This is a genomic window from Arthrobacter sp. UYCu512, from assembly GCF_040547075.1.
Classification (GTDB): domain Bacteria; phylum Actinomycetota; class Actinomycetes; order Actinomycetales; family Micrococcaceae; genus Arthrobacter.
On record NZ_JBEPPA010000009.1, the window covers coordinates 1 to 19,069 of the forward strand.

General features: G+C 66.4%; 19 protein-coding genes and 1 tRNA gene. 8 read left to right on the plus strand and 12 right to left on the minus strand.

The genetic code is table 11. The features are described from left to right. Positions 1–230: 230 nt before the first annotated feature. From ABIB49_RS10870 to ABIB49_RS10880, 3 genes are all read left to right on the plus strand, one after another. Complete coding sequence (locus ABIB49_RS10870; protein ID WP_226775515.1) at positions 231–1,040, plus strand: DeoR/GlpR family DNA-binding transcription regulator; 810 nt, start codon at positions 231–233, stop codon at positions 1,038–1,040. Continuing rightward, positions 1,037–2,233: an N-acetylglucosamine-6-phosphate deacetylase gene (gene nagA, locus ABIB49_RS10875; protein ID WP_282360078.1), complete on the plus strand. Its 1,197-nt coding sequence runs from the start codon at positions 1,037–1,039 to the stop codon at positions 2,231–2,233. Before ABIB49_RS10870 ends, nagA begins: the two co-directional genes overlap by 4 nt. Positions 2,234–2,348: 115 nt before the next feature. Then, the gene (locus ABIB49_RS10880) at positions 2,349–2,624 is read left to right on the plus strand and encodes a MurR/RpiR family transcriptional regulator (protein ID WP_283480188.1); all 276 of its coding nucleotides are present in this window, start codon (positions 2,349–2,351) and stop codon (positions 2,622–2,624) included. Here ABIB49_RS10880 and ABIB49_RS10885 read toward each other — a convergent pair. The 3 genes from ABIB49_RS10885 to ABIB49_RS10895 form a co-directional block, all read right to left on the minus strand. Beyond that, complete coding sequence (locus ABIB49_RS10885) at positions 2,621–3,406, minus strand: glucosamine-6-phosphate deaminase (RefSeq protein WP_354157066.1); 786 nt, start codon at positions 3,404–3,406, stop codon at positions 2,621–2,623. The genes ABIB49_RS10880 and ABIB49_RS10885 overlap by 4 nt on opposite strands. A gap of 152 nt (positions 3,407–3,558) precedes the next feature. After that, complete coding sequence (locus ABIB49_RS10890) at positions 3,559–3,939, minus strand: DUF7793 family protein (RefSeq protein ID WP_283480118.1); 381 nt, start codon at positions 3,937–3,939, stop codon at positions 3,559–3,561. 131 nt (positions 3,940–4,070) lie between these two features. After that, positions 4,071–5,114, minus strand: coding sequence for an NAD(P)-dependent alcohol dehydrogenase (locus tag ABIB49_RS10895; RefSeq protein WP_283480120.1), 1,044 nt, complete (start codon positions 5,112–5,114; stop codon positions 4,071–4,073). A 192-nt stretch (positions 5,115–5,306) separates the two neighbouring features. On the opposite strand from ABIB49_RS10895, the gene ABIB49_RS10900 reads away from it, so the two are divergent. After that, on the plus strand, positions 5,307–6,206 hold the full coding sequence (locus ABIB49_RS10900; RefSeq protein WP_283480121.1) for a helix-turn-helix transcriptional regulator: 900 nt from the start codon (positions 5,307–5,309) through the stop codon (positions 6,204–6,206). On the opposite strand, the gene ABIB49_RS10905 is transcribed toward ABIB49_RS10900, so the two are convergent. The 3 genes from ABIB49_RS10905 to ABIB49_RS10915 are packed head-to-tail and all read right to left on the minus strand — an operon-like array spanning position 6,175 to position 10,366. Then, positions 6,175–7,929, minus strand: coding sequence for an acetyl/propionyl/methylcrotonyl-CoA carboxylase subunit alpha (locus ABIB49_RS10905; RefSeq protein ID WP_283480122.1), 1,755 nt, complete (start codon positions 7,927–7,929; stop codon positions 6,175–6,177). The two genes, ABIB49_RS10900 and ABIB49_RS10905, sit on opposite strands and share 32 nt — an antisense overlap. Further along, positions 7,929–9,566 (minus strand): 5-oxoprolinase subunit B/C family protein, encoded by a 1,638-nt coding sequence (locus ABIB49_RS10910; RefSeq protein ID WP_282360073.1) that lies wholly within the window; start codon positions 9,564–9,566, stop codon positions 7,929–7,931. The genes ABIB49_RS10905 and ABIB49_RS10910 overlap by 1 nt, the downstream gene beginning before the upstream one ends. Positions 9,567–9,607: 41 nt before the next feature. Then, entirely contained in the window at positions 9,608–10,366 is a 759-nt protein-coding gene (locus ABIB49_RS10915) for a LamB/YcsF family protein (protein WP_282360072.1), read from the minus strand. A gap of 371 nt (positions 10,367–10,737) precedes the next feature. Between ABIB49_RS10915 and ABIB49_RS10920 the strand changes: the two genes are divergently transcribed. Next, a complete protein-coding gene (locus ABIB49_RS10920) occupies positions 10,738–11,073 on the plus strand; it encodes a hypothetical protein (RefSeq protein ID WP_283480123.1) in 336 nt (111 codons plus the stop codon). A gap of 18 nt (positions 11,074–11,091) precedes the next feature. Here ABIB49_RS10920 and ABIB49_RS10925 read toward each other — a convergent pair whose 3' ends face one another. Next, positions 11,092–11,844, minus strand: coding sequence for a LysR substrate-binding domain-containing protein (locus ABIB49_RS10925; protein ID WP_283480125.1), 753 nt, complete (start codon positions 11,842–11,844; stop codon positions 11,092–11,094). A gap of 90 nt (positions 11,845–11,934) precedes the next feature. Here ABIB49_RS10925 and ABIB49_RS10930 point away from each other — a divergent pair, with 90 nt between their 5' ends. Together ABIB49_RS10930 and ABIB49_RS10935 are read left to right on the plus strand one after the other, a co-directional pair. Beyond that, entirely contained in the window at positions 11,935–12,339 is a 405-nt protein-coding gene (locus tag ABIB49_RS10930; RefSeq protein WP_282360068.1) for a DUF5997 family protein, read from the plus strand. Between the two features lie 178 nt (positions 12,340–12,517). Continuing rightward, a complete protein-coding gene (locus ABIB49_RS10935) occupies positions 12,518–13,147 on the plus strand; it encodes a hypothetical protein (protein ID WP_282360066.1) in 630 nt (209 codons plus the stop codon). A gap of 54 nt (positions 13,148–13,201) precedes the next feature. Here ABIB49_RS10935 and ABIB49_RS10940 read toward each other — a convergent pair whose 3' ends face one another. The 4 genes from ABIB49_RS10940 to ABIB49_RS10955 all read right to left on the minus strand — a co-directional run bounded on the left by ABIB49_RS10940 (position 13,202) and on the right by ABIB49_RS10955 (position 17,680). Beyond that, on the minus strand, positions 13,202–13,684 hold the full coding sequence (locus ABIB49_RS10940; RefSeq protein ID WP_282360065.1) for a pyridoxamine 5'-phosphate oxidase family protein: 483 nt from the start codon (positions 13,682–13,684) through the stop codon (positions 13,202–13,204). 120 nt (positions 13,685–13,804) lie between these two features. After that, positions 13,805–15,328: an APC family permease gene (locus ABIB49_RS10945; protein WP_282360064.1), complete on the minus strand. Its 1,524-nt coding sequence runs from the start codon at positions 15,326–15,328 to the stop codon at positions 13,805–13,807. Further along, on the minus strand, positions 15,325–16,239 hold the full coding sequence (locus ABIB49_RS10950; protein ID WP_282360063.1) for a universal stress protein: 915 nt from the start codon (positions 16,237–16,239) through the stop codon (positions 15,325–15,327). Before ABIB49_RS10950 ends, ABIB49_RS10945 begins: the two co-directional genes overlap by 4 nt. Before the next feature lie 49 nt (positions 16,240–16,288). Next, positions 16,289–17,680, minus strand: coding sequence for a flavin monoamine oxidase family protein (locus tag ABIB49_RS10955; protein WP_282360062.1), 1,392 nt, complete (start codon positions 17,678–17,680; stop codon positions 16,289–16,291). Between the two features lie 169 nt (positions 17,681–17,849). Here ABIB49_RS10955 and ABIB49_RS10960 point away from each other — a divergent pair, with 169 nt between their 5' ends. Beyond that, complete coding sequence (locus tag ABIB49_RS10960; protein ID WP_282360061.1) at positions 17,850–18,539, plus strand: TetR/AcrR family transcriptional regulator; 690 nt, start codon at positions 17,850–17,852, stop codon at positions 18,537–18,539. A 79-nt stretch (positions 18,540–18,618) separates the two neighbouring features. Here the strand turns inward: ABIB49_RS10960 and ABIB49_RS10965 are convergent. After that, positions 18,619–18,701: transfer RNA gene (locus tag ABIB49_RS10965), tRNA-Leu, on the minus strand. Between the last annotated feature and the right edge of the window lie 368 nt (positions 18,702–19,069).

The window sequence follows — 19,069 nt, forward strand, 5'->3', positions numbered from 1 at the left end:
CCGTAAGCGGTGCGGTCCTGACAATGAATCCAGCGGGTCCGGCTTGGTCTGTCAGGAGTACTTCGGGAACACCCCCCACCCCGGATGGGTCACCCCAAACCCGTAACCAACCCGTTACATCCCGGCCAGGGAAAAGCACAGCTATTGTCGGCACAGCAACGAGCTAAAGTGATTGAGTGGCGGTCTTTTCAATCAGAATCGATCGCTGCAGCTAAGAAATCGCTGCACCTATGAACAGGAACTACATGACACTCGACCGGACCGAGCGCCTCGCCGCCGTACTCGACCTGCTCGCCGAGTCCGGCCAAATTGAGGTGGATGACATCATCAGAAGCCTCGGCGTCTCAGCGGCGACAGCCCGGCGGGACCTCGACACCCTTGCAGCCCAGCAACTGCTCACCCGCACGCGCGGCGGGGCGATTGGGCAGTCAGTGGCGTACGACCTGCCGCTGCGCTACAAGCGCGAGCAAAACGCGCCGCAAAAGCTCCTGATCGCGCGCGCAGCAAGCGCGCTCGTGGCGCGCGGCGCCGTCGTCGGGCTCTGCGGCGGTACCACGAGCACAGCGATTGCCGGCGTGCTGGGCGCCAGGGCGGACATTATGGAGGCGTCCCCGCACGCCACCCTGACAGTTGTGACCAACGCACTCAACATCGCCGCCCAGCTGGCGATGCGCCCACAGATCAAGACGGTGGTCACCGGCGGGGTGGTGCATTCGCGCTCGTACGAACTTGTTGGCCCTTACAGCGACGCGGTGCTGCAGCAGGTGCGGATGGATATCGCGTTCATCGGCGTAAACGGCATAGATCCGCAGGCTGGCCCCACCGTAAACGATGAACGCGAGGCAGCCGTTAATTCCCTGATGGCAGCGCGCGCCAGCAGGGCCATGATCGTGGCCGACTCCAGCAAGATCGGCCGCATAGCCTTCGCCGGGTTGGGCGAACTGCACCGATTCGACGGGCTCATTACCGACGACGGAATCACCCCAAAGCAGCAGGCCGATTTCGCCGACCAGGGCCTCGAGGTGATTGTCGCATCATGAGCCGCCCTCCCACCTGCATCATCCATTCCGCCCGCCTGGTCACCGGCGGGTCGAGCACCGCCGACGCCTGGGTCGCTTTCACGGGCGATACCGTGTCCGCCGTCGGATCCGGCACCGGCTGGCAGGCTTTCGGCGCCAGGGCCGGGGAGATAACGGATGCCGCCGGCCGCCCGCTCGTCCCCGGCTTCATCGACATCCACTGTCACGGCGGCGGCGGGTTCGCTTTCGACGTTGAAACCAACGGGCACGCCGGACCCGATGCCATCGGCAAAGCCCTGGCCGTGCACCATCGCCACGGCACCACCCGCGCCGTACTCTCACTCGTCACCGCCCGCCAGAGCGACCTCGAGTCCCGGCTCGCCGCCGTCGCCGACGCGGCCGAAACGAACCCACTGGTGCTCGGCGCGCACCTTGAGGGACCGTTCCTCGACAACGACTTTCGCGGGGCGCACGACCCGGCGCTGCTGCGCTCCCCAGACGCCGAGTCGATCACACGGCTCCTGGCCGCGGCGAGGGGCCACCTTCGGCAGTTGACGCTCGCACCCGAACTGCCAGGGGCCGCGGCCGCCATCCGGACGCTTGTCGACGCCGGAGTCGCCGTGGCCGTCGGACACAGCTCGGCCGACTACGCCACCGCCCTGGCGGCGTTCGAGGCCGGCGCTTCGATCCTGACCCACGCCTTCAACGGAATGCAGGGCATCCACCACCGCGCCCCCGGTCCGGTTGCTGCCGCAACCCGCTCGCCCGGCGTCACGCTGGAGATAATCAACGACGGCGTGCACGTCCACCCGGAGGTGGTCCGCCTGGCCTTCGCCGGCGCGCCCGGCCGGATCGCCCTTATCACCGACGCCATGGCGGCCACCGGCTCCGAAGACGGCGAGTACATGCTCGGGTCGCTGGCCGTGACCGTGACCGGCGGAGTAGCCCGCCTCGCCGGCAACGGAACCGGTGGCGAGGGAGCAATCGCCGGCTCTACACTCACCCTGGACGCGGCCCTGCGCAGGGCGGTCGCCGAGGTGGGCATCCCCCTCGAAGAGGCGGTCACTGCCCTCACCGAGACTCCTGCCCGAGCCATCGGCCGCGGCCATGACCTGGGCCGGCTCGCAGTCGGCTACGCCGCCGACGCGGTGCTGCTGGCCGATGACCTCACGGTCGACTCGGTATTCGCGGCCGGTCGACGCCTGCCCGCCTAAGCCATGGCTCTTGGGGCGATCTTGTCGCATCCGGCCACGGCACCGCCTCCGCGGCCGTGGCCGTGGCCCCCAGCACACGACAGGGTAGAAAATAATTTTCGACTGTGGTTAAGAAATCGCCCGCGCCGCCGGGGCGACAACAGTGGGAATCACCAATTCCGCCGACTCACCGTTGGCCGAACACTGTGACTTTGTGCTCACTACCCAGGCGAGGGAGAACCGCTACCGCGCCGGCGCCATGTCCAGCCGCATCGCCCAGTTGGCCCTGGTCGACATTCTCTTTGTGCGCATCGCCCAATCCATGTACGACGATATGACGGAGTCACTTCGGCTCAGCTATGAGGCCGTTCAGAGCCACCGGATGCGGCCGGACGTCGGAACGGCGAATTAGATCCCTTGCCAGGCCGGCTTGTTAGCCCAGGCATAGCGGAAGTAGTCCAGGTTCGTAAGCCTGCCCGCCGCGGCCTCGTCGACGACGACAGTGACGTGCGGGTGCAACTGGATCGCCGAGCCGGGCTGGCTGGACGTAACCGGACCTTCCACGGCGGCGGCGATCGCCGCGGCCTTACCGTGCCCAAAGGCGAGCAGGACCAGGTGGCGGGCACGCATGATCGTGCCGAGCCCCTGGGTGATGCAGTGTATGGGCACCTCAGCGGGCGAGTCGAAAAAGCGGGCGTTGTCGGCACGCGTCTGGGGGGTGAGCGTCTTCACCCGGGTCAGTGATGCAAACGAGGAGCCAGGTTCGTTGAAGCCCAGGTGACCGGTGCGTCCGATGCCCAGTAGCTGCAAGTCCACACCCCCGGCGTCGACGATCGCCTGCTCGTAGTCGGCGCCGGCGGTGGGAAGTCCGGCCGGGTCCCCGCTGGGCACCCGGATCCTGCCTGGGGTCAGCCCGAGCGGCGCCACGACGTCACGGGAAATAACAGCGCGGTAGCTTTCCCGGTGCCCGTCCGGCAAGCCGACGTACTCATCCAGCGAAAAACCGCGCACCCGCGATACGTCGAGCGGTCGTGCGGCGAGCGAGCGGGCGAAGGCGCGATACACGGGAAGCGGTGTGGAACCGGTCGCGAGACCCAATACCGCCTCCGGCCTGGCCGTTATCAGCTCGCGGATAGCTCCGGCCACGAGTTCGCCCGCGGCATCCTCGTTCTCAACAACAATGACTTCGGCCATCGCGCATGCACCCTTCGAAGTGATCAATTATGACTCAATAGTAATAGTTATGATCACTAGTAATCATATTGGCGCGTTACACATCGGTATACCTGCGGTGTCCAGCGGTCGGCCTGCGCGAGGCGCCACGTGCCGCTTATCGGGTCCGCGCCCTACGTGCGGGTCTTGAGGATTTCCGCGAGCCACGTCAGGGCCGCGTTCCTGGAGGTAAAGAATTCGTGCGGATAACGGGTGTGCCTGGTCATGGCGGCAGCGATCACGCGGTCCACTGCACTGGATCCGAGGACCGCGATGGCCAGCACGCCTGAGGTCTGGGCAAACTCACGCCTGGCCGCGGCGCTGATTTCCACATCGGTCATTTCCGAGAGCATCGGCATCGGGATTCCGCCCGTGATCCGTTCCACGGCCAGCATGGCGTCCTTGGCGTCGTGGACGTCAACGACGGAGCCGGGGCGCCAGACGGATTCTATGATCCCGCCGCGGACACTCAGGGAGTTCTTACCCTCCGCGGCGAGGGTTCGTACAGGCATCATTATGATAATCCTAAGCCTCGACCGGACATCCGCACGACAGCAGCGCCCCGGGGCGGCGCGGCCGGCAGCCCGGTAAAGCTAAAAAGGGCCCGGCCGGTTCACGCCGGCCGAGCCCTTTTCCGCGGACGGGATTAGGCCAGCGTGGCGGTGTCAATCACAAAACGGTACCTCACATCGGAGGCCAGCACCCGCTCGTAGGCCTCGTTGATCTTGTCGGCCCCAATGACCTCGATCTCGGCACCGAGCTTGTGCTCGGCGCAGAAGTCCAGCATTTCCTGGGTCTCCCGGATGCCGCCGATCAGCGAGCCGGCGAAGGACCGGCGGCCACCGATCAGCGAAAAGACGTTCAGCGAGAGCGGTTCGGCCGGGGCACCGACGTTGACCATGGCGCCGTCGACGGCCAGCAGGGACAGGTAGGCGTCCAGGTCGATCTTCGCGCTGACCGTGTTCAGGATCAGGTCGAAGGAGCCGGCCAGCTGCTCGAAGGTGGACGTATCGCTGGTGGCGAAGTAGTGGTCAGCACCCAGGCGCAGCCCGTCCTCCTGCTTCTTCAGGGACTGCGAGAGCACCGTGACATCAGCGCCCATCGCGTGTGCGATCTTGACGGCGACGTGGCCCAGCCCGCCGAGGCCAACAACCGCGACCTTTTTGCCGGGGCCGGCGCCCCAGTGGTTCAGCGGCGAGAAGGTGGTGATGCCGGCGCAGAGCAGCGGCGCGGCGACGTCGAGTTCCAGGCTGTCCGGAATCCGGACGACAAAGTCCTCGGTGACCACAACGTGAGTGGAGTAGCCGCCCTGGGTGATCGTTCCGTCGCGGTCCACGGCGCCGTAGGTGCCGATGTTGCCCTTGACGCAGAACTGCTCCTCACCCTTCAGGCAATTGACGCATTCGCGGCAGGAGTTGACCATGCAGCCGACGCCGACCCGGTCGCCGACGGCGTGCTTCGTGACGGCGGAGCCGACCTCGCTGACGATGCCGGCGATTTCGTGCCCCGGGGACAGCGGGTACTGCTGCGGTCCCCAGTCTCCGCGGACGGTATGGATGTCAGAGTGGCAGATGCCGGCGAACTTGATGTCGATCAGGATGTCGTGCGCGCCAACGTCGCGGCGTTCGATGGTGGTCGGAACGAGGGGTTCCGTTGCGGAAGTGGCGGCATAAGCGTTAACGGTAAGCATGGGTCTCCTGTTTGTGGGGTTCAGGGGGAGTTTGCCCCGGCGTTCGGCACCGGTGCGGTGCGGCCTGTGGGCCCGGACGTCATCGGGGGCACTCTCCATCAAACACCAACCCGTTGCCGTTCAGGGAGTCACTGCCAGTACCCCTACCAGCAGGGCCTCCCTGGCAGGGCCCTACCCTCTAACGTTATAGGCATGGATAATCAGAGCGAGACCCGGGACTTCCTTGCCACCCGGCGGGCGAAAATAACCCCCGAACAGGCGGGATTGCCCGTCTCCGGCGGCAACCGCCGCGTCCCCGGACTGCGGCGCGGCGAGGTTGCCCTACTGGCCGGGGTGAGTGTCGAGTATTACACGCGGCTGGAACGCGGGAACCTCGCCGGAGTCTCCGAGGGAGTACTGGAAGCGCTGGCGCGGGCCCTTCAGCTGGATGCGGCGGAGCAGGCGCACTTGTTCGATCTGGCCAGGGCCGCGGGCAACAGCCGCAGGCCCCAGCGCCGCCGCGCGGCCGCCCAGCCGGTCCGTGCCGGCGTGCAGTTGATGCTCGACGCGATCGCGAACGCACCGGCTTTTGTGCATAACGGGCGACTGGACATCCTCGCGGCCAACCAACTCGGCTTCGCCCTGTATTCGGAGATGTTCGCCGGCCCCGTCCGGCCGGCCAACCATGCCCGGTTCATCTTCCTGGACAACCGCGCGTACGGCTTCTACCCGGACTGGGACCGGGCCGCTGACGACACCGTGGCGATCCTGCGCACCGAGGCCGGCCGCGACCCCTACGACCGCGGCCTTACCGACCTGGTCGGGGAGCTCTCCACCCGCAGCGAGGAGTTCCGCACCCGGTGGGCGGCGCACAATGTGCGCCAGCACTACACCGGGCGCAAGCATCTCCGCCACCCCGTAGTGGGCGATCTCCACCTGATGTACGAGGCCTTGGATCTCTCCGCCGACGCCGGGCTGTCGCTGCTTGTTTATACCGCCGAGCCCGGTTCAAGCTCAGCGGATGCCGTCCGGCTGCTGGCCAGTTGGGCCGCTAGCGGGCAGCCAAAGGCTCAGCCGGCGCCTAGCCAATCAGAGCCAGCACCGCTCCAGTAGTGACAACGCTGCCGGCTTCCGCGCGGACGCCGGTCAGTGTGCCGTTGCGGTGGGCGGAGACCTGAGTTTCCATTTTCATCGCTTCCAGCACAACAACGGGGTCCCCCGCCGCGACTTCGGTGCCCGGTTCCACAAGCCACTTCACTACGGTGCCGGCCATGTCGGCCCGCAGTTCTCCCGGGTCAACGGGGGCCGGTCCGCCACCGGAGGCCTCCGCCAGGGAGATCCGCTGCGGGAGGGCGCCGCCGGAACGTGCCCAGCCGTCCAACAGTTCAGCCGGCAGCCCGACTGCCATCCGGCGGCCGTCCACCTCGACGGTGATGGTCCGGCGTTCGCCGTCGGGAACCGAGGTGCTGTAGCCCGGGTCGGCAGGGACACGGTCCGCGAAGTCGGTTTCGATCCAGCGGGTGTGGATTCCCAGGCCGGCTTCAGAGGTGAAGTCCGGGGATTCCAGCACGGCACGGTGGAAAGGCAGGACGGTGGCCACACCGGTGATGCTGATTTCGGCGAGGGCCCGGCGGGCACGGCGCAGGGCCTGCTGGCGGTCGGCGCCGGTGACGATCAATTTTGCCAGCAGCGAGTCAAACTGCGGCGGAACGAAGGAGCCCGCACGGACACCGGTGTCGAGCCGGATCCCCGGGCCGGTGGGGCCGTGGAACTCCTCTACCGTGCCGGGTGATGGCAGGAAACCGCGCCCAACATCCTCGGCATTGAGCCGGAATTCGAACGAGTGCCCCCTCGGTGCCGGGTCCGCCGTGAGGCGCAACCGCTCCCCCGCAGCGATCCGGAATTGTTCCTGCACCAGGTCGATCCCGGTGGTTTCCTCCGTGATGGGATGCTCCACCTGCAGTCGGGTGTTTACCTCGAGGAATGCCACCGTGCCGTCCGCGGCAACCAGGAATTCGACAGTGCCCGCGCCGGAGTAGCGGGCTTCGCGGCAGACGGCCTTCGCGCCGTTGTAGATCTGGAGCCTCTGGTCCTCGCTGAGGAACGGCGCGGGGGCCTCCTCCACGAGCTTCTGGTGCCGGCGCTGAAGCGAGCAGTCGCGGGTTCCGACGACAACGACGTTGCCGTGCGTATCCGCGAGGATCTGCGCCTCGACGTGCCGCGGACGGTCCAGGTAGCGCTCCACAAAGCAGTCGCCGCGGCCGAACGCGGCGACGGCTTCCCGGACGGCCGAGTCAAAGGCTTCCTCGACTTCGTCGAGGGCGCGGACCACCTTCATCCCGCGGCCGCCGCCGCCAAAGGCCGCCTTGATGGCGATCGGCAGTCCGTGCTGTTCTGCGAAGACGCGGGCCTCGGCGGCGGATTCGACCGGGCCGGCACTGCCTGCGACAAGCGGGGCACCGGCGCGCACGGCCGCCTCGCGGGCAGTAATCTTATTGCCGAGCAACCGGATGGCCTCCGGGGTCGGCCCGATCCAGGTGAGTCCGGCATCGAGGACGGCCTGGGCGAATTCGGCGTTCTCCGAGAGGAAGCCGTAGCCGGGGTGAAGGGCGTCGGCGCCGGATTCGGCCGCTGCTGCCAGCAGCTTGGGGATATTCAGGTAGGTCTCGGCCGGTGAATTCCCGCCCAGGGCATAGGCCTCGTCGGCGACGGAAACGTGCAGGGCGTCGGCATCGATGTCCGCGTACACGGCGACGGAGGCCAGCTGTGCGTCGTCACAGGCCCGGATGATCCGGACGGCTATTTCACCGCGGTTGGCGATCAGGACCTTGCGCATCAGTTACTCACTTCTTCTTTGGGGGTGGCGGGTTCAGTGGCCGGATTGTCCGCCCAGCGGAAGCGGATCCGGCCGCCGATCGGGACCTGGGCGGCGAGATCCAGCTGGGAATCGACCACCACGGCAATCACGGGGTAGCCGCCCGTGATCGGATGGTCGGCGAGGAAGAGGACGGGAAGCCCTTCCGGCGGGACCTGCAGGGCGCCGGCGACTGTGCCCTCGCTGGCGAGTTCGCCTTGCCGGCTGCGCTGCAGCGCAGATCCCTGCAGGCGCATGCCGACCCGGTTGGACTGTGGTTTCACTTCCCACTCCTGGCCGCAGAAGGACGCCAGGGCTGCGGCATCGAACCAGTCGGCACGGGGACCGGGGACAACGTCGAGCACCGTCACTCCGGCGCCCGGGAAGTCCGGCTGCAGTTCGGGATGCCCGACGACGCCGGATTCGGCTTCGCCGCCGGCGGCGAAGAGCTGGCCGGCGGCCAGCGGTGCGGGGCCGATCCCGGACATGGTGTCAGTGGAGCGGCTGCCCAGCACCGGGGAGCTGTCTACGCCGCCGCGAATGGCGAGGTAACTGCGGAAACCACGTTCCGGCGCGCCGATGGTCAGCGTTTCGCCGTCGAGCAGGGCGAAGGGTGTGGCCATTGGGACAGTCCGGCGGGCGGCCGCACAGCCATCCGGGGGCAGTGATTCGATGGCCAGATCCGATGGCGCCCCGGCGACCGCGAGGACCTGGTCGCCGACTGCCTGCACGCGAAGGCCTCCCGCGACCGTTTCGACAGCGGCGGCCGACGGCGCGTTCCCGACAATGCGGTTGGCCCGGCGCAGCGAAGCCCGGTCCAGCGCCCCGGCGGCGGAGACGCCCATACCGGAGTGACCGTGGCGGCCAAGGTCCTGGATCAGGCTCTGCAGACCCGGCGAAACAACCCGCAGGCCGGATTCCACCCAGGCATCGGCAACCCCGGCCGAGGGTTTCGGGGCCAGCTCCACGGCGTCCCGGACCGCGCGGAACTGGACCCGGTGGCCGGGGGAGGCAAGCGCGGGCTGTTCCCGGTCCAGGTCCCACATGCCGGCGCCGGTCCGGCCGATCAGCTGCCACCCGCCGGGTGAGCGGCGCGGATAGACGGCCGAGTAATTGCCGGCCAGCGCCACCGAACCTGCCGGCACCGCGGTGCGCGGCGAGCTGCGCCGAGGGACCTCGAGGGACTGGTTTTCCCCCACCATGTAGCCAAAGCCCGGGGCGAACCCGGCGAAAGCCACGGTCCAGATCTGCCCGGTATGGGCTGCGATCACGCCGTCGGCCCCAAGACCGGTCAGTTCCCCGGCTTCGGCGAGGTCCTCGCCGTCGTACACCGTATCGATGACCACGAGCTCGCCGTCCCGCTGCGCGGGCGCGGTGAGGTCGAGCTGGAGCAGTTGCCGGGCGATCCGCCGGGCGGACCCGGGCGAGTCAGCCATGACCAGCACAGTTTCGGCTGCCGCGAGGACGTCCAACTGGCCCGGCAACGGGTTCTCGAGCAGCATTCCCTGCAGGGCCAGCACATCTTGGGTTCCGGTAAGTTCGGCAAGTACCGCACGGGTTCCCACCGCCCGCACAAAGCGGACCTTTTGTACTGCCAGGGTTTCCATAGCTGCTTTCATCGTTGCCGGTGCCTTGAACTGGATACGAACCGCGTCTGCGGCTAAACGAACGAGGCAGTGTTGATGCCCGCGGCGGACAGGGCCGCGCGGACCTCCGCCGCCATGCTGACGGCGCCCGGGGTGTCGCCGTGCACGCAGATGCTCTCGGCGCGGATCTTCAGGATGGAGCCGTCTATCGTGCGGACGGTTGAATCGGAGGCCATCCGGAGGACATGCTCGGTGACCTCCGTATGGTCGTGGAGGACGGCTCCGGGAAGCGTTCGGGACACCAGGGTGCCGTCCGGATTATAGGCCCGGTCCGCGAAGGCTTCGGTCACGGCACGGAGCCCGGCAGCCTCTGCGAGACGGAGCACTTCGGATCCGGGCAGGCCCAGGATGGGCAGGTTCGGATCCACGGACTTCACGGCGTCGACCACGGCTTTCGCCTGCGCTGTGTGCGCGACAATTGCGTTATACAGGCCGCCATGCGGCTTGACGTAGGTGACAGTGCCGCCCTCGGCCGCGGCCAGGGCCTGCAGCGCACCGATCTGGTAGACGACGTCGTCAGCCAGTTCAATCGGGTCGATGTCCAGGAAGCGGCGGCCGAAACCGGCGAGGTCACGGTAGCCGACGTGGGCACCGATCACAACGCCGGCGGCGACCGCCTCGCGGCAGGTCCGGCGGATGACGCTGGGGTCACCGGCGTGGAATCCGCAGGCCACGTTGGCGCTGGAGACTGAGCCGAACATCGCCGTATCGTCGCCCAGGCTCCAGCGCCCGTAGGACTCGCCAACGTCGCTGTTCAGGTCAATGCTTGCCATTTGTGATCCTCATCTCATTGCTGCTCTTTAATAAGGATGCACTAAATATACGAATTGTTCAACAATTCTTCGAGTCGGTGATGCGGCGCCGATACGGGACCTCGCGCAGAACAAGCTGCGGCCGCGGTCCGGGCAGGTGTGCCGCCAGTTTCCGCCGGAGTTTCTTCAGCCGAAGGGAGTCCCGCCGCCCTCGTTGTGGCCACCCAGGATCCTGCCGGCGCCGACACAACAGAACTGGCCTCCGGTGATACGGGCCCGTTCGTTGCAGCTTTTCCGCACCGCGTGAGCCGGCGGTGGCGTCGTTTTCCATCGAACCGTGGACAAGCGCCGGCGGCCGGCTTCGGGCAAGCGTCCCTTGCTAGGGTGGATAAATGAAACTTCCCCTCGCCGCCCTGTCCGCTGCTGCCCTGATGATCGCGCTGACGGGCTGCGGGCAGGTGCAGGACGCCGCCAACAAGGCCGTCAGCGACGGCGCCTCCCAGGTCGCCACAGCTGCCGGGAGTGAAATCAAAAAGCAGGCCTGCTCCCTCGTGGCGGACGGCCTGGTCAGCGTGAAGGACAAGGAAGTGCTCGGCAGCCTGGTCTCCGGCGCGGAGAAAGCGGGAGTTCCCGCGGAGATCGTCACTCCGCTGCGCCAAATCGCCGACTCCGGGGATCAAGCGCCGGCCGAGTCCGTCCAGGCTCTCCAGGACGCCTGCGCCAAGTAGCTCCCGGGCAGCGGCTCCTTAGCGCTTGCCTCTTTTCCTGGACCCTTTCCCGCGGCCCTTATCCGGATTCGGGGCGTACCGCTGCGCCACCTTTGGCTTCTTTACGGCAGGGCCGCGCCGGTCAGGCTTCGGTTCCTTTTTGGGCTTTTCCTGGTTGGCCGAGGGCTGGCGGGAGCTCGCGGCAGTGCGGCCGCGGACAATTCCGATGAACTCCTCGATCACTTCATCAGTGGTTTCGCTGCGCCACGCCACTGCGATCTCCGTGGCGGGCGCCCCGGTCAGTTTGCGCGCCACAGTGTCCTTGACGTTGAAGTGGCGCGCCACGGACATGGGCAGGATCACGAGGCCAGCCCCCGTCGCCACCACCCGCAAGGCCATTTCGGGGCCGCCAAGTTCGGCGACGTCCAGGAACGACTCCGTAGCGAGATCGGCCAGCGCCACTTCCTCGAACACGGAAATCTCATGTCCCTTGGGCGCCACCACCACGGCCTGTTCCTCGTACAGGGCAATAACGCTCAAACCCTCGCGCTCCACGGGCAGCCGGACAAAGCTCAGGTCGGCGGAACCGTCGCGCAGCACGGCGAGCTGGGTGCCGTCGTCGGACATAAAGGAACGCAGCGGAACATCAGGCATCCGCTCTTCCCAGCGCCGCGTCCACTTGCCCGGCGTTACGCCGGCGACGTAAGCGAAACGCAACTCCCGGGCGGCTGCTTCGGCCGGGACGGCGGTGGCTTCATCGGGGGTCTGGGGAGGTTCTTCTGCTGCGGACACATGTTCACAGTACCGCCCGGCCCGGCGCATGGCGGGTGTCAGGGTTCAGTGCCGGTGCCTGCTCCCGCTCTGGCCGGATACCCTTGAACCATGACCTCTGCAAACTCCCAGTCCATGAAGCCGGCCACCGTTGCCAAGAAGCTTGGCATCTACCTGCCCGCAACACCCCAGGAGTTCCAGGATTCGGTTATCAGCCGCGCCGATTTCGCCGAGCTCCAGGCCACCCCGCCGGAGTGGCTCGCGGAACTTCGCCGCAACGGCCCGCATCCCCGCCCGGTGGTCGCCCAGAAGCTTAACGTCTCCATCAGCGGCCTGGCCCGCGGCGGCGTCGAGGAGGCGTTGACGACGGCGGAGATCACCGCGCTGCTGCAGGCGCCCCCGGCTTGGCTGGTCGCCGAACGCTCCACCCACGCCGCCGTCCGCGCCGAAGCCCAGCGGGTCAAGGATGAAGCCGCGAAGAAGGACACCAAAACCGCACGCAACTCGGCCGAATAGCCGCTGAAGGCGGCGGGGCATGCTCAGTCCCGGTGAGGCCGGATAAAGTCCCCGCAACCGTCGTCGAAAAACTGACACCCTCGGCCCCCAGCTGACCATTGACGGCCCGCCGTCCATGGACTCCAATGGAATCAGTGGAACCGCGCCCGCACCGGGCCGAATCCCTGGAGGTGTTGGAATGGCGTCACCGTTCTTGTCCGCCCCGTTCGCGTTATGGCAATTCCTGGCGCTGGCCGCCGTTGTGGTGATCGCTGCGGGAGCCTCGGTCTACCTGGTCCGCAAGCACAAGGCCGCAGAGGATGGCCTGCCGGATGCCGTTTTCTGGGATGCTTTCGCCGGGCTCGCCGTCGCCGTTCCGGCGGTAATCCTCCCCGCCCTGGCGGCACCTTGGGCCGGGCTCCTGCTCGCCATTCTCGCCGCCGCCGCGGCTGCCGCCAGCTACCTGGGGACGCCCGGGATCGTCGAAAAGACGGCGGCCCGCCGCTTCGCCCGGGTGACTGCTGGCCGCAACGAACTCGCTGCCGCCCGGCACCGCGGCGCCCTGGCACGCTGGCAACGCTACGAACTCGACCCCGCGCATTGCATCGATTACCCCGCCATGAGTGACCCGCGGCAACCGGAGACGGCTGTCCTGATCCGGGCCATCAAGGCAGCAGAGCTGCTCCGGGGCGGAACCGATCCCGGTTACGCCCCGGCTGTCGCTCGCCTGGAACAAGCCCTCGCCGAGGCCGAACGCGCCGCCGGGGTGCAACAGACGGCCCCGGTCCGCACCGCCGCCTTGGTGACGGCGGATCCCGTGCTCGGCTGACGCCGCCGGCAACTCACCCGCGCGCGGCAACGCTCCGCTGCAAGCGGACCAGTATTACAGCTCCACAGTGCCGCTTTCGCCCACGCTCATCCGGTTGTGCATAACCTTGGACTTAACCCATTGGAGTACAGTCGCGGCCGTCCCGCCAGGGCTGGTCCAGTACTCGGCAGAGTCCGAATCGACATGCAGCAGCACCACGTCGGGGGTATCCGGACCGTCCGGGAACCAGGCCTCGACCATCTGGTTCCAGAGCCCATGGATCTTCGTCGGGTCCGTAACAACCTCGGCCGTTCCGGCCACGGACACCCATTCCGTCCCCTTGCCGAAGGAGACGTTGACGGCCGGATGCGCCCGGACGTGGGCTACCTGGGAGGTGGTGGCGGAGGTGAAGAACCACATATCCCCGTCCTCCAACACGTCCTGGACGGCAAGCGGCCGGCTGACCAATGCGCCCTCGTTATTAACTGTGGTGAACATTCCGATCCGCGAATCGTTGATGATGTCCGTAACTTTGCTGATGTTTTCTGCGTCCGACATGCTCTCACCTCGTTCAGGTTCCGAACGGGGGAAGGTCCCCCTTTCGACAGCCTATTGGTAAGTGTGCTTACTTATCAACAACTGCCGGCAGGAGGACCTTTCCGGTGTTGACTGCCGGGCTCAGTATCCCTTGGACAGGACCTTGCCCTTGAAGAACTCCGGGCGGAGCTTGGACATAACCAGCATCAGGACCACGCCCAGCAGGATCACGCCCATGCCCAGGATGAACACGAGGCCGATTCCGCCGACCGATGAACCGGAACCGTACGCCGGGTCCATGGAGTCATACGCGGTCTTGAGGAACATCACCAGAAGGATAATTCCGCCCAGCAACGGGGAGAGGAATTTGAAGAAGAACGAGTGCGCCCCCTTGAACGCCTCGCTCCGGAAGAACCAGACGCAGGCCAGAGCCGTGATGCCGTAGTAGAAGCAGATCATCATGCCCAGGGCGGTGATGGTGTCCCACAGCGCATTCTCGGAGGTGGTCCGGGTGACCACGTAGAACGCCGCGGCCGCGATGGCGGCGGCAATCGTGGCGTAGCTCGGAGACTTGAACGTGGGACTGATCTTGCCGAATTTCGCCGGCAGCGCCTGGTAATGGCCCATCGCCAGCAGCGTTCGTGCCGGGGAAACGAACGTGGACTGCAAGGACGCAGCCGAGCTGCTCAGGATGGACAGGGACATCAGGATCGCGAACGGGCCCATCACCGGTCCGGCGAGGACAGCGAAGATACTTCCCTGGTTCTCGGGGTTTCCGGCACCCAGGCCTTCCTCTCCGACGCCGGCGAAAGACAGTGTCGCAAGGGCCACAGTCATGTAGATGATCACGATGACCAGCACTGTGACGGTGGCCGCACGGCCCGGGGTCTTCTCCGGGTTGCGGGTTTCCTCGTTCATGGTCAAGGTGACGTCCCAGCCCCAGTAGATGAAGATCGAGAGCGAGACGCCGGCGGCGAAAGCCGAGAAGGAGCCAACGGCAAACGGGTTGAACCAGTCGGGGGTGATCGCCGTGGCGTCAAAGGCTGTGCCGTTGGCGACGTGGCTGAAAGCGGCGATGGCGAACCAGCCGAGCACAAAGAGCTGGAACGCGACGAGCACGTACTGGACACCCTTCGTCGTTTCCATGCCGCGGTAAGAGATCCAGCAGGCCAGCGCGATGAACACCAGCGTGGTGGCGATGTTCACGGGCAGGTTCAGGGTCAGGTCAGCCAGATCGGGATTGCTGAACACCTGGGCCAGCATGAGGTAGAAGAAGTCAACGGCAACGGCCGCCAGGTTGGACAACACAATGATCGTCGCGGCGATCAGTCCCCAGCCGCCCATCCAACCGATCCATGGACCGAAGGCACGCGAGGCCCAGGTGAAGGACGTGCCGGCGTCGGGCATCGCGTTGTTCAGCTCCCGGTAGCCGAATGCGACGAGCAGCATCGGAAAGAACCCCACCAGGAAGATGGCCGGCAACTGCACGCCGACCTCGGCGACAGTGGGCCCGAGGGCGGCGGTCAAGGTGTAGGCCGGGGCAATACAGGAAACGCCAATAACGACGGCGCCGATCAGTCCCACCGATCCGGCTTTCAGGCCCTTGGCACTGAGTCCTGCGTGCGTATCGTGCGCGGTCTTGGCCGTCGCGTGTTCGGTGCTCATGATGGGGCCTCTCCGGAGGTGTCATTCAACGTTGAATGGTTCTGGTGCTTGAGTTCGTAGCCGCTGGGTACCACAAACATCGGCACCGGAAGGGCGCGCAGGATGCGGTTCGCTGTGCTGCCCAGAAATATGGACCGCGGGTGGGCCAGCCGGCTTGAGCCGATGACCAGGATCTCCCCGTCCTCCCAGTCGAGGCCGTCCACGGCCTCTTCGATGCTCCGGCCCTGCGCAACGACCACATCCGTGGTGGCCGAGAGCGGGTCACCGGACGGGCTGGCCGGCGCGGCGTCCGCGACAGTCTTTTCGGCGTACTCGCGGGCGGCCTTGGCCGACTCTGCCGAGTCGCCGCCGTCAAGGGCGAGTAACGACACCACCCGCAGCGGCACGGACCGGTTCGCTGCCATGCCGATGGCAAAGTCGAGCAGCTTCTCCGCCCCCGTCCGGGTGCCGAGTCCACAACTGATCCGGCCCAGGGCCTCCGTCCGGTGGTAGCCGCGGGGGGCCAAGGCCACCGGAACGGTCGATGCGTGGAGCAGCGCGCTAGCTACCGACCCGATGGTAAATCGCTTAAAAAGCCCGTTGCTGGTGGCCCCGATCACGAGGACGTCGGCCCCCAACTCCTCCGCCGCCTGGATCAGCGTTCGGGCGTCGGAATCTCCGCTGCGGATATGGGCCCGCGCCGGGACGTCCGCCGGAACGAGGGCAAGGGCCTCGTCGAGCCATTGTTGTGCCTGTTCGTTCAGCAGCGTCTCGAAACCGGCCTTGGGTGCATGGGCGGCGGCTCCCTGCTGGATTTCGGGCACCGCCAGCACCAAATCCAGGCTGGCACCGCGGCCCCGGGCCAGCGAGATGGCCAGGTTAATGGCATCGTGGCCTCTCGCATTGGCTGAATATCCCACTACATAACGCATCTGGCCGGTCCTTTCTGGAGGGTTGCGCGGGCTGGGCCGTAAAAAAGTGCTAATTGGCGGAGACAGACGCGCGGTCTGCCGCCGCGACGATCCGGGCCGCCGTGTGGCGCCCCATCCGGACTGCGCCGTCGACATGCTGGTAGCCCTCAGCGGCGAGGTCGGAGGAGGACCAGTAGATAGGACCAACGGGTGCGTGCTGGTCCTTTCCGTAGCGATGCAGTCCACCCAGGTCGTAGCTGGAAGCATAGGCGCCGCGCGTCCACTCCTCGGACCCCCAGTCCGACTCGTAGTAGACCTCCGGTTCGAGGGCTTTGTCCCCCAGGAAGCCGGCGATCGATTCGAGGATGGTGCGGCGGCGTTCCTCGGCGCTGAGCTCGAACATGGCGTCGGCCTTCTCATCCGAGATAAAGCCGACCAGGGTGCCGCGGGGGTCCTCGTGGTTGGTGTTGTCGTAGACCTCCTGGACTAGGGCGCCGGCACCGAAGCAGGTTCCGGAGAGTCCGTCCTCGCGCCAGAACGGGGTGCTGTAGACGGCATGGACCTTGATCACCAGTCCCAGCGACTGGTGCTGGTGCATCTGGTGCTGGCGGCGCGGCAGCGGCGGATTGAACGAGACCCGGGAGTACAGGTTGGGCGGGACGGCCATAATAACGAACCGCGCGTTCACGGTGGCACGGTCCGATACGGCGGTGACACGCTGCTCCCCGCCCGCGTCCGCGCTCCAGTTGACGGTGCGCACCGGGCTGTCCAATACAACGTCGTTCCCCAGTTCGGCGGCCATCAGGACCGAGACCTGCTGCATTCCCCCAACGACGCGCTTGTCGAGGATAAAGTCCTCATCGGTGAGGTGGCTGAAGGATCCTGCGGAGGCAGCCATCAGCACCGCCTGCAGGGCCGAAAAAGCGTGGGCCGGCTTGGTCAGCATGCCACCGGCAATAAAGAGGCCGATATTGTTGCAGGCTTCCTCATCCGTGGAGTTCTCCCGCAGCCAGTGGTGGAAGGAGATGGTGTCCAACTCTCGGGCCTTGGGATGCGCCCACGGCTCGGTGGGGCCAATCTCGGCGGCGAGAGAGTCCAGCAGTGCCGTGAGCTTATCCATTTCGGTCGCGGTCCTCGCGCTGACCGGGAAGGTAGCCCCCGAATAGAGGGTGCGCTTACCGTCGGAGCCGATATAGACGGACTCGCCGTCGCGGTAGCGGGAATACGTTTGGAGGCCCAGCTCGTCGAGGAGAGCCAGCAGTTCGGTCTGATCCGGGGAGACCCACTGGCCACCGATTTCCAGCATGGCGCCATCGATGGTGTCGGTCCAGGTGCGGCCGCCTACGCGGTCGCGCGCTTCCAGCACGGCCACGCTTAGGCCGGCCTTTTTCAGTTCACGGGCTGCGGTCAGCCCGGCGGGCCCTGCTCCGACAATAACGACGTCGCGGTCAAGTTCCAGCATGATGTCCTCTCCGTGGCCGCGAAGTGATGCGGCCCACTAAATGAATGCCATTCATTTAGACTCGACTATAGACCCATCGGGTGCGCTAGGGAAGACCTTCACGCGAAGAAAACTCGGACGAAAAGTAAGGGCAGAATGGGAGAACCGCCCCACAGCAGAAAGGCCAGGAATGCCGGCATCAACCAGTGCCCCCGCAGAACCGCACCGCCAGGGCGCAAAACCCCGCCGCAGGGCTGGCCGGCCTGCTGCCGCCGTGCTCGATCAGGACGTCATCACCGTGGCGGCGCTTCAGCTCATCGGCAAGAGCGGCTACGGCGGATTTACCATGGCCGCATTGGCGCGAACGCTCAACGTCGCTCCGTCGGCCTTGTACAACCACGTCTCGTCCAAACAGGACGTACTGGTCCTGGTCCAGGACCATCTCACGTCCTTCGTTGACGTGTCAGCCTTCGACGCCGAACCGTGGGACAGAGCCGTCCGCAGGTGGGCCTGGAGCTACCGGAACGTTTTCTCCCAGCACACCCCCCTGATCCCGGTGATTGCAGTGCTCCCGGTCACCGACGCGCCCAAGACCCTCGCCATGTACGAGGCCGTCAGCGCCGGATTCGGCCGGGCCGGTTTCCCGCAGGAGCGGATTATTTCCGCAATTGTCGCCCTGGAATCCTTCATTTTCGGCTCGGCGTATGACGTCACTGCACCCGCGGACATTTTTGACTCCGGCCGAATGGCTGCCTCGACACCGAATTTCACGGAAGCCGTGGCTCGCCTGGCCGAGCAAGGGCACGCGAATCAGGCCGACGCCGCATTTGAGCTGGGACTCGACACGCTTGTCACCGGTTTCGGCGCGCTGCGGGTCTAGCCGTCCGGGTCCGGCCGTCCGAAGGGCCCGGGAGCGCACAAAAAAAGAACCCCGGTCCGAAGACCGGGGTTCTAGTGCGTGCGCGAGGGGGGATTTGAACCCCCACGCCCTTTCGGACACTGGCACCTGAAGCCAGCGCGTCTGCCGTTCCGCCACTCGCGCGCAACTTCTTCCACCTAATCCGGGCCCGGAATCCGGACCGCCAACCTCGTGAAAGCAGCGAGATCAAGCATAACGGACAAGAGCGGGAAAAGGCCAATCGACCCCCGGAGGGGGACCCCGGAGGAGCCGAAGGGGCCTGCTAGGGAAGACTTCAGTCACCCGCCGCACCCGGAATCCGGCTCCGGACGGCACTCGGGATGCGGCCGCCGCGGAGAAATGGAGATCTTCGTGCCGGTCGGATCAAGCAGGTGTCAGCGCACGTCAGAAGGGCTCCGAGGTATTTTCCCTGGCACGCAGCGGTGGCCCGCATTAAGGCCATTTCCAGACTCGCCCAGTAGTATCTGATTAGGAGTGCCCGTTACCAGCGG

Bases quoted from the DNA above. Each gene is read 5' to 3' on its own strand.
- ABIB49_RS10900 (WP_283480121.1), top strand. From the start codon at position 5,307: ATGGATAATCAGAGCGAGACCCGGGACTTCCTTGCCACCCGGCGGGCG.
- ABIB49_RS10955 (WP_282360062.1), bottom strand. From the start codon at position 17,680: ATGCTGGAACTTGACCGCGACGTCGTTATTGTCGGAGCAGGGCCCGCC.
- ABIB49_RS10905 (WP_283480122.1), bottom strand. From the start codon at position 7,929: ATGCGCAAGGTCCTGATCGCCAACCGCGGTGAAATAGCCGTCCGGATC.
- ABIB49_RS10885 (WP_354157066.1), bottom strand. From the start codon at position 3,406: ATGGCCGAAGTCATTGTTGTTGAGAACGAGGATGCCGCGGGCGAACTC.
- ABIB49_RS10910 (WP_282360073.1), bottom strand. From the start codon at position 9,566: ATGAAAGCAGCTATGGAAACCCTGGCAGTACAAAAGGTCCGCTTTGTG.
- ABIB49_RS10915 (WP_282360072.1), bottom strand. From the start codon at position 10,366: ATGGCAAGCATTGACCTGAACAGCGACGTTGGCGAGTCCTACGGGCGC.
- ABIB49_RS10920 (WP_283480123.1), top strand. From the start codon at position 10,738: ATGAAACTTCCCCTCGCCGCCCTGTCCGCTGCTGCCCTGATGATCGCG.
- nagA (WP_282360078.1), top strand. From the start codon at position 1,037: ATGAGCCGCCCTCCCACCTGCATCATCCATTCCGCCCGCCTGGTCACC.
- ABIB49_RS10950 (WP_282360063.1), bottom strand. From the start codon at position 16,239: ATGCGTTATGTAGTGGGATATTCAGCCAATGCGAGAGGCCACGATGCC.
- ABIB49_RS10930 (WP_282360068.1), top strand. From the start codon at position 11,935: ATGACCTCTGCAAACTCCCAGTCCATGAAGCCGGCCACCGTTGCCAAG.
- ABIB49_RS10945 (WP_282360064.1), bottom strand. From the start codon at position 15,328: ATGAGCACCGAACACGCGACGGCCAAGACCGCGCACGATACGCACGCA.
- ABIB49_RS10940 (WP_282360065.1), bottom strand. From the start codon at position 13,684: ATGTCGGACGCAGAAAACATCAGCAAAGTTACGGACATCATCAACGAT.
- ABIB49_RS10870 (WP_226775515.1), top strand. From the start codon at position 231: ATGAACAGGAACTACATGACACTCGACCGGACCGAGCGCCTCGCCGCC.
- ABIB49_RS10960 (WP_282360061.1), top strand. From the start codon at position 17,850: ATGCCGGCATCAACCAGTGCCCCCGCAGAACCGCACCGCCAGGGCGCA.
- ABIB49_RS10895 (WP_283480120.1), bottom strand. From the start codon at position 5,114: ATGCTTACCGTTAACGCTTATGCCGCCACTTCCGCAACGGAACCCCTC.
- ABIB49_RS10890 (WP_283480118.1), bottom strand. From the start codon at position 3,939: ATGATGCCTGTACGAACCCTCGCCGCGGAGGGTAAGAACTCCCTGAGT.
- ABIB49_RS10935 (WP_282360066.1), top strand. From the start codon at position 12,518: ATGGCGTCACCGTTCTTGTCCGCCCCGTTCGCGTTATGGCAATTCCTG.